Origin of the sequence: Rudaea sp., assembly GCF_036383415.1 — a bacterium.
Classification (GTDB): domain Bacteria; phylum Pseudomonadota; class Gammaproteobacteria; order Xanthomonadales; family Rhodanobacteraceae; genus Rudaea.
In genome coordinates this window covers 1-6,375 of sequence record NZ_DASVOK010000135.1, presented here as the reverse complement: position 1 = coordinate 6,375, position 6,375 = coordinate 1, and the positions used below count along the sequence as shown (strand labels likewise).

Sequence of the window (6,375 nt, the reverse complement as noted above, 5' to 3'; positions counted from 1 at the left end):
CCGCGCGCACCGCGTCGAGCAGTTCCTCGGGCGCGCCGCGCTTGGACAGGTAACCGAGCGCGCCGGCCTTGAGCACGCGCCGCGGATGCGCCGAGTCCTCGTGCGCCGACAACACGAGGATGCGCGCGCTGCGCTCGCGCGCGAGCAGGCGGCGCACGGTCTCGATGCCGCCCATGCCCGGCATCGACAGGTCCATGATCGCGACATCGGGCTGGATGCGCGCGAACTCGCGATAGGCGACTTCGCCGCTTTCCGCCTCGCCGACGACTTCGACTTCGCCGCTCATCTCGAGCAGCACACGGAAACCGACGCGCACGACGGCGTGGTCGTCGACCAGCATCACGCGGATTTTCCTCGCATTCATCGGTACGGATGTGCTCATGCCTGCAATGGAACCTCCAGCTCGATCTCGGCGCCTTGCGGCTCGCGATTGCCAATGCGCGCCTCGCCGCCAAGCGCATGCGCGCGCTCGATTATGCCGCGCAGGCCATAGTGGCCGGGCTGCCGCCAATGTTCGGGCAGGCCGCGGCCGTCGTCGGCGATTCGCAGAAGCAATGCCTGCGCTTCGGTGCGCAGGTCGATCTCGATGCGGCCCGCATCGGCGTGGCGCAATGCATTGGTCACCGCTTCCTGGATGACGCGATAGATCGTCACCGTCGCCGTATCGCCGAGCGAAGCGGGCATATCGCCGATGCTCAGCACGATATCGACATGCGGATGCAGGTGCCGCCATTCCGCCACCTGCTCGCGCAGCGTATCGGCTAGACCGAGGCTGTCGAGCGTCAGCGGCCGCAGACGCGGAATCATTTCGTGCATCGCCGCGTACAGCCTGCCTGCCGTGTCGGCAATCAGCTGCGCGGTGCCGCGCGTTGCCTCGTCGCTGTGCGGGCGTTTCAACAATGCCAGCGCGAGCGACTTGATCGCGGTAACGCTCTGCCCGGTTTCATCGTGCAGCTCACGTGCGATCTCGCGGCGCTCGTCTTCGATGCGCGCGCGCACGGTTTCGGCCAACTCGCGGCTCTGCTCGAGGCGCAGCCGAGCTTCCGCGGCCTCATGGCGCGCATTGAGATTGTCCTCGATCGTCTGCGCCATGCGATTGAAGGCCTGCCCGATCGCGCCCGCTTCGGCACCGTGGAATGCGGGCAGACGCGTGTGGTAGTTGCCCCTCTGCAGCTCGTCGATGCCACGTGCGATCCGCGCGAACGGCTTTGTCGCGCGGCGCACGAGCGCGAACACGAGAACGTTGCCGATCAGGATCGCGATCGCGCCGATGCCGACGAGGCGCAGCGCCTCGTCCCAGCCGTCGAGAATCGCGCGGCTCGGGTCGGCGGCGACTTCGAGCACGCCGTCGAACGTGTCGAATTGCTGCTTCATCGGCACGGGCGCGACGAGGGCCGCATACCAGGCTGGGGCTTCGCGTCCGGCCTTGTACGGCGAAAGCGGCGAGGTATAGATCAGCCCGCCTTCCTGGTCGTACAGGCGGATCACAGTGGAGCGTACACGGCCGAGATGGGTGAGGTAGTCGAGCATCGCCGGCCGGCTCGTGTCGCCGTAGGTCTGCACGAAACTCGACAGCAATCGCGTTGCGACGAGGTTGCCCGCCTCGATCTCCTCGCGCACGCTGTCGCGCGTGTCACGAATCTGCTGCAGCAACAGTACGCCGACGAAAACCGAAATCAGCACCGCGATCAGCAGGTTGAATTGCGCGCGCAGGCTCACGCGTCCGCCTCCGCTGGCCAGCGCGAAAAGTCGCCGTGCGCGTGGAAACGATCCGTCGCAGCGCGCAGCAATTGCTTCGATTGCGGATGAAAGGGATCGTGCCCTGCTCCGTGCGCCCAGGCAAGCCGGCCGCCGGCGATCGCGCGCTGCACGCGCAACGAATTGACCGGGCGGCAGACGAAATCGAGCGTGCCGTGCACGAGCGCGGTCGGCACGCCGCGCACGCTGCTCGCGCAGCGCATCACCGCCGCCTCGCCGAGAAAGCAGCGGTGCGCGAGGTAGTGCGCCTGCACGGTATACTTTTTCCACACCGCTGCGGACGCGGGCGACAAGGGCGCGGAATCCGCGGCGCCGAGGCGAGCCGGATCGACCAGAGCGGTTTCGTAGCGCTGCCACGCCGCGGCGACAGCGGCCTTGCGCTCCTCGTCGCCATCGCGGAACGTGCGATCGAGCCAGGTGAGCAGGCTGCGTTGCCAGCGTCGCGGCACGAGTTGCATGAACCGCGCGTGCGCCTCGGGCGCGAATGCCGCGGCACCGTGGAAGAACCAGTCGTTGTCTGCATCGCCGGTCAGGTAGATGCCGCGCAGCACCAGCCCGCTCGTGCGCTGCAGGTATTTCGCCGCATATGCGAGCGCGAGCGGTGCGCCCCACGAGCCGCCGAACACTAGCCAGCGTTCGATGCCGAGATGTTCGCGCAGGTGCTCGATGTCGTCGACCAGCGCACCGGTGTGGTTGTGCGCAGTTTCACCAAGCGGCGCGCTGCGCCCGCAGCCGCGCTGGTCGAACTGCACGATCCGGTATTTCGCCGCATCGAAGAATTCGCGATGACGCAGATTGCTGCCCGAGCCGGGCCCGCCGTGCAGCACGACGACAGGCAGCCCTGACAGCGAGCCCGACTGCTCCCAGGCCATGACGTGGCCATGATCAAGCGCGAGCGTGGCGCCGTCGAATGCCTGCGCGACGGGCCGTGCGGCGAAGTCGTCGGGCTGGTCGGCATGCTCGGGCATGGCGGCATGCTAGCGCATTCGCACGTCGCGCAATCTAATGAAAATCGTGAGGCTCGATTCATTGCCATGGCGATGCCCTGAATCCCGCGAGCCATGACACTCGATCCCGGCGAGCCATTCCGGCTCACCATCCCCAGGCATCCTTTTCACGGAGAATCGACATGAAGTGGCAAACCCCGCAGGCGACCGACATGCGTTTCGGCTTCGAAGTCACGATGTACATCGCCAACCGCTGAAGGTGATCGGCACATCGACCGCATGCCGGTGTGCCGTTCCTGGTACGAAGAATTCGTGCATATCCATGTCCTCGGTTCCGCGGCCGGCGGTGGCTTTCCGCAATGGAACTGCAACTGCCGCAATTGCGATGGCCTGCGCCGGGGCACGTTGCGCGCGCGGGCGCGCACGCAATCCTCGATCGCGCTCAGCGGCAACGGCGCGGATTGGTTGCTGTGCAACGCCTCGCCCGACATCCTCGCCCAGCTGAAATCCTTCGCCGCCGCGCAGCCGGCGCGCGCTATCCGCGACACGGCGCTGCGCGCGATCCTGCTTGTCGACGCGCAGATCGATCACGTCACCGGACTCTACATGCTGCGCGAGCACCGCGAGCGCTGGCCGCTGTGGACGACGCGGCCCGTGCGCGAGGATCTCGAACGCGGCAACCCGATCTTTCCATTGCTCAACCATTATTGCGGCAGCGACTGGCACGAGATCGTGCTCGACGGCGCGGCATTCGCGATTCCGACCGTGCCCGGCCTGCGCTTCACCGCGCTGCCGCTGCGCAGCAATGCGCCGCCCTATTCGCCGCATCGCGACCAACCGGTCGACGGCGACACGATCGGACTTGTCGTCGAGGACACGGCAAACGGCAGGCGTCTCGTCTATGCGCCAGGCGTGTTCGAGATCGACGCGCGGCTGTTCGATGCAATGCAGAAGGCCGACGTCATCATGATCGACGGCACCTTTTTCCGCGACGACGAGATGATCGCGCTCGGCATCTCGAAAAAGCGCGCGCGCGACATGGGCCACCTCGCCCAATCCGGCGCGGGCGGCATGCTCGAACGACTTGCGCAACTGCCGGCCTCGACGCGCAAGATTCTCATCCACATCAACAACACCAACCCGATCCTCGACGAGGACAGCGCCGAACACGCCGAGGTACGCGCGGCCGGCGTCGAGATCGCGTACGACGGCATGGAGTTGCAACTGTGAGTCCGACCGCGTGGAACCACGAGGAATTCGAGGCGCGCCTGCGCGAGCGCGGCGCGGCCTACCACATCCACCATCCGTTCAACCGCATGCTCAACGAAGGGCGCGCGACGCGGGCACAGATCCAGGGCTGGGTCGCCAACCGCTTCTGTTATCAGGTCGCGATTCCGGTCAAGGACGCGGCCGTCATCGCCAATTGCCCCGACCGCACCGTGCGCCGCGAGTGGGTGCAGCGCATCCTCGACCATGACGGTTACGGCGACGACGCAGGCGGCATCGAGGCTTGGGTGAGACTCGGCCTCGCGGTTGGTCTCACGCGCGAGGAAGTCGAGGATCAACGCCATGTCGTTCCGGGCGTGCGCTTCGCGGTCGATGCCTACGTGAACTTCGCGCGCCGCGCACCGTGGCAGGAAGCAGTCTGCGCCTCGCTGACCGAACTGTTCGCGCCGAAGATCCACAAGGAGCGCCTCGCCAACTGGCCCGAGCATTATCCATGGATCGAATCCGCAGGGCTGCAGTATTTTCGCAATCGCACGACGCAGGCGCGGCGCGATGTCGAGCAGGGCCTGGCGATCACGCTCGTCTATTTCGACACGCGCGCACTGCAGCAGCGCGCGCTCGACATCCTGCAATTCAAACTCGACGTGCTCTGGGCGATGAACGATGCGATGGCGCTGAAGTACGGCGTGACGGAGGCTTCGTGAGTCTCGATGCCGCACAAGTCCCGCGCATTGCACCCGGCTTCCGCCTGCAATGGGAGCCGACGCAGGACGCGCACGTGCTGCTCTATCCCGAGGGCATGGTCAAGCTCAACGCAAGCGCGGGCGAGATCCTGAAACGCTGCGACGGCGCCGCGAACATCGCGGCGATCACGGCCGATATCGAAAGGCAATTCGACACCACGGGCCTGGGCGGCGACGTGCTCGCCTTCCTCGACATCGCCACGCGCCAAGGCTGGGTGCAGATCGCATGAGCGCCGTCCCGAACATTGCGCCCGCCGGGGCAATCGGGCCGCCGCACTGGCTGCTCTGCGAGCTGACCTACCGCTGCCCGCTGCACTGCGCGTTCTGCTACAACCCGATCGACTTCGCGCGCCACGACAAGGAATTGTCCACCGACGACTGGCTGCGCGTGCTGCGCGAGGCGCGCGCGCTCGGTGCCGTGCAATGCGGTTTCTCCGGCGGCGAACCGCTGCAACGCAAGGACCTCGAAACGCTCGTCGCCGAGGCGCGCAAGCTCGGCTACTACACGAACCTGATCACCTCGGGCATCGGCCTCAACGCCGAACGTGCGCGGCGACTGAAGGAGGCTGGGCTTGATCATGTCCAGCTCTCGTTCCAGGACTCCACGCGCGAGGTCAACGATTTCCTTTCCTCCACACGGACGTTCGACCTCAAGCGCGAAGCCGCTGCGCTGATCAAGGCCAACGGTTGGCCGATGGTGATGAACTGCGTGATCCATCGTCTCAACATCGACCACATCGAGCGCATCATCGAACTCGCGGTCGAACTCGACGCGCAGTATCTCGAGCTTGCCAACGTGCAGTTCTATTCCTGGGCGCAGCTCAACCGCGAACAACTGCTGCCGACGCGCGAGCAGTTGCAGCGCGCCGAACGCATCACGCAGCAATGGCGCGAGAAACTAGGCGCCAAGACGAAACTGATCTTCGTCGTGCCCGACTACTACGAGACGCGGCCGAAGAAATGCATGAACGGCTGGGGCAACATCTTCCTCACGATCGCGCCCGACGGCACCGCCCTGCCGTGCCACACGGCGCGCATGCTGCCCGGTCTCGCCTTTCCGAACGTGCGCGAGCATGGCGTGCGCGAAATCTGGCACGAGTCCGAAGGCTTCAATCGCTACCGCGGCACGGGCTGGATGAAGGAGCCCTGCGCAAGCTGCCCGGAAAAGGAAAAGGACTACGGCGGCTGCCGCTGCCAGGCCTACATGCTCGCGCAGGATCCGGCCGCGGCCGATCCGGTCTGCGACAAGTCGTCGAAACACGCCGTTGTCGCCGGCATCGTAGCTCGTGCGCAGGAATCACGACCGACAGTCGAAGCGAAACCACTGCTGTTCCGCGATCCAAAGAATTCCAAGGCTTTGTCCGGCTTGGCGTAAATGCGGCGGCGCGCGACAATGCGCGCATGCCCGCCTCCGCCGATCTGTTCGACCGCGTCCTCAAGCTCAGCGCGTTCGACGGTGACTCGCGCAGCGGACTGCGCGCCGCCCACGCGCATTTCAGCGCCGACTTTCCCGACTGCTCGCTCGCGCTGCTGCTCGTCCGTGGCCAGGGCGAGGGCCGCTGCCGACTCGCCGGCCTGATCGGTCCGGACGGCACCGAGCACGTCGCCAACCTCGATCCGCTCAACGAGCGCGGCAGTCTGCCGCTGTTCGAGGATGCGCTCGCCACGCGCCTCGCCGCGGCGCAGCGGCCGCACGTCGT

Annotated in this window: 9 protein-coding genes; 6 read left to right on the top strand and 3 right to left on the bottom strand. The window is 66.3% G+C overall.

The window, feature by feature from the left end:
* From VF497_RS05260 to VF497_RS05250, 3 genes are all read right to left on the bottom strand, one after another.
* Positions 1–382 (bottom strand): response regulator transcription factor (locus VF497_RS05260; protein WP_330886583.1); only part of this gene is annotated, 382 nt, incomplete at its 3' end.
* Positions 379–1,719, bottom strand: coding sequence for an ATP-binding protein (locus VF497_RS05255; protein ID WP_330886582.1), 1,341 nt, complete (start codon positions 1,717–1,719; stop codon positions 379–381). The genes VF497_RS05255 and VF497_RS05260, both read right to left, overlap by 4 nt.
* Positions 1,716–2,726, bottom strand: a complete 1,011-nt coding sequence (locus VF497_RS05250) for an alpha/beta fold hydrolase (protein WP_330886581.1) — start codon at positions 2,724–2,726, stop codon at positions 1,716–1,718. The genes VF497_RS05255 and VF497_RS05250 overlap by 4 nt, the downstream gene beginning before the upstream one ends.
* A 161-nt stretch (positions 2,727–2,887) precedes the next feature.
* Between VF497_RS05250 and pqqA the strand changes: the two genes are divergently transcribed.
* The 6 genes from pqqA to VF497_RS05220 form a co-directional block, all read left to right on the top strand.
* A complete protein-coding gene (gene pqqA, locus VF497_RS05245; RefSeq protein ID WP_083919003.1) occupies positions 2,888–2,962 on the top strand; it encodes a pyrroloquinoline quinone precursor peptide PqqA in 75 nt (24 codons plus the stop codon).
* 22 nt (positions 2,963–2,984) lie between these two features.
* Positions 2,985–3,935, top strand: coding sequence for a pyrroloquinoline quinone biosynthesis protein PqqB (gene pqqB, locus VF497_RS05240; RefSeq protein ID WP_330886580.1), 951 nt, complete (start codon positions 2,985–2,987; stop codon positions 3,933–3,935).
* Positions 3,932–4,636 (top strand): pyrroloquinoline-quinone synthase PqqC, encoded by a 705-nt coding sequence (gene pqqC, locus VF497_RS05235; protein ID WP_330886579.1) that lies wholly within the window; start codon positions 3,932–3,934, stop codon positions 4,634–4,636. Before pqqB ends, pqqC begins: the two co-directional genes overlap by 4 nt.
* Positions 4,633–4,905, top strand: coding sequence for a pyrroloquinoline quinone biosynthesis peptide chaperone PqqD (pqqD, locus tag VF497_RS05230; RefSeq protein WP_330886578.1), 273 nt, complete (start codon positions 4,633–4,635; stop codon positions 4,903–4,905). Before pqqC ends, pqqD begins: the two co-directional genes overlap by 4 nt.
* Positions 4,902–6,050 carry a pyrroloquinoline quinone biosynthesis protein PqqE gene (gene pqqE / locus VF497_RS05225; RefSeq protein ID WP_330886577.1) on the top strand — a complete coding sequence of 383 codons (1,149 nt, stop codon included), beginning with the start codon at positions 4,902–4,904 and terminating at the stop codon, positions 6,048–6,050. Before pqqD ends, pqqE begins: the two co-directional genes overlap by 4 nt.
* A 26-nt stretch (positions 6,051–6,076) precedes the next feature.
* Positions 6,077–6,375, top strand: a 299-nt coding sequence (locus VF497_RS05220; RefSeq protein WP_330886576.1) for a hypothetical protein, incomplete at its 3' end; no start/stop codon positions are given.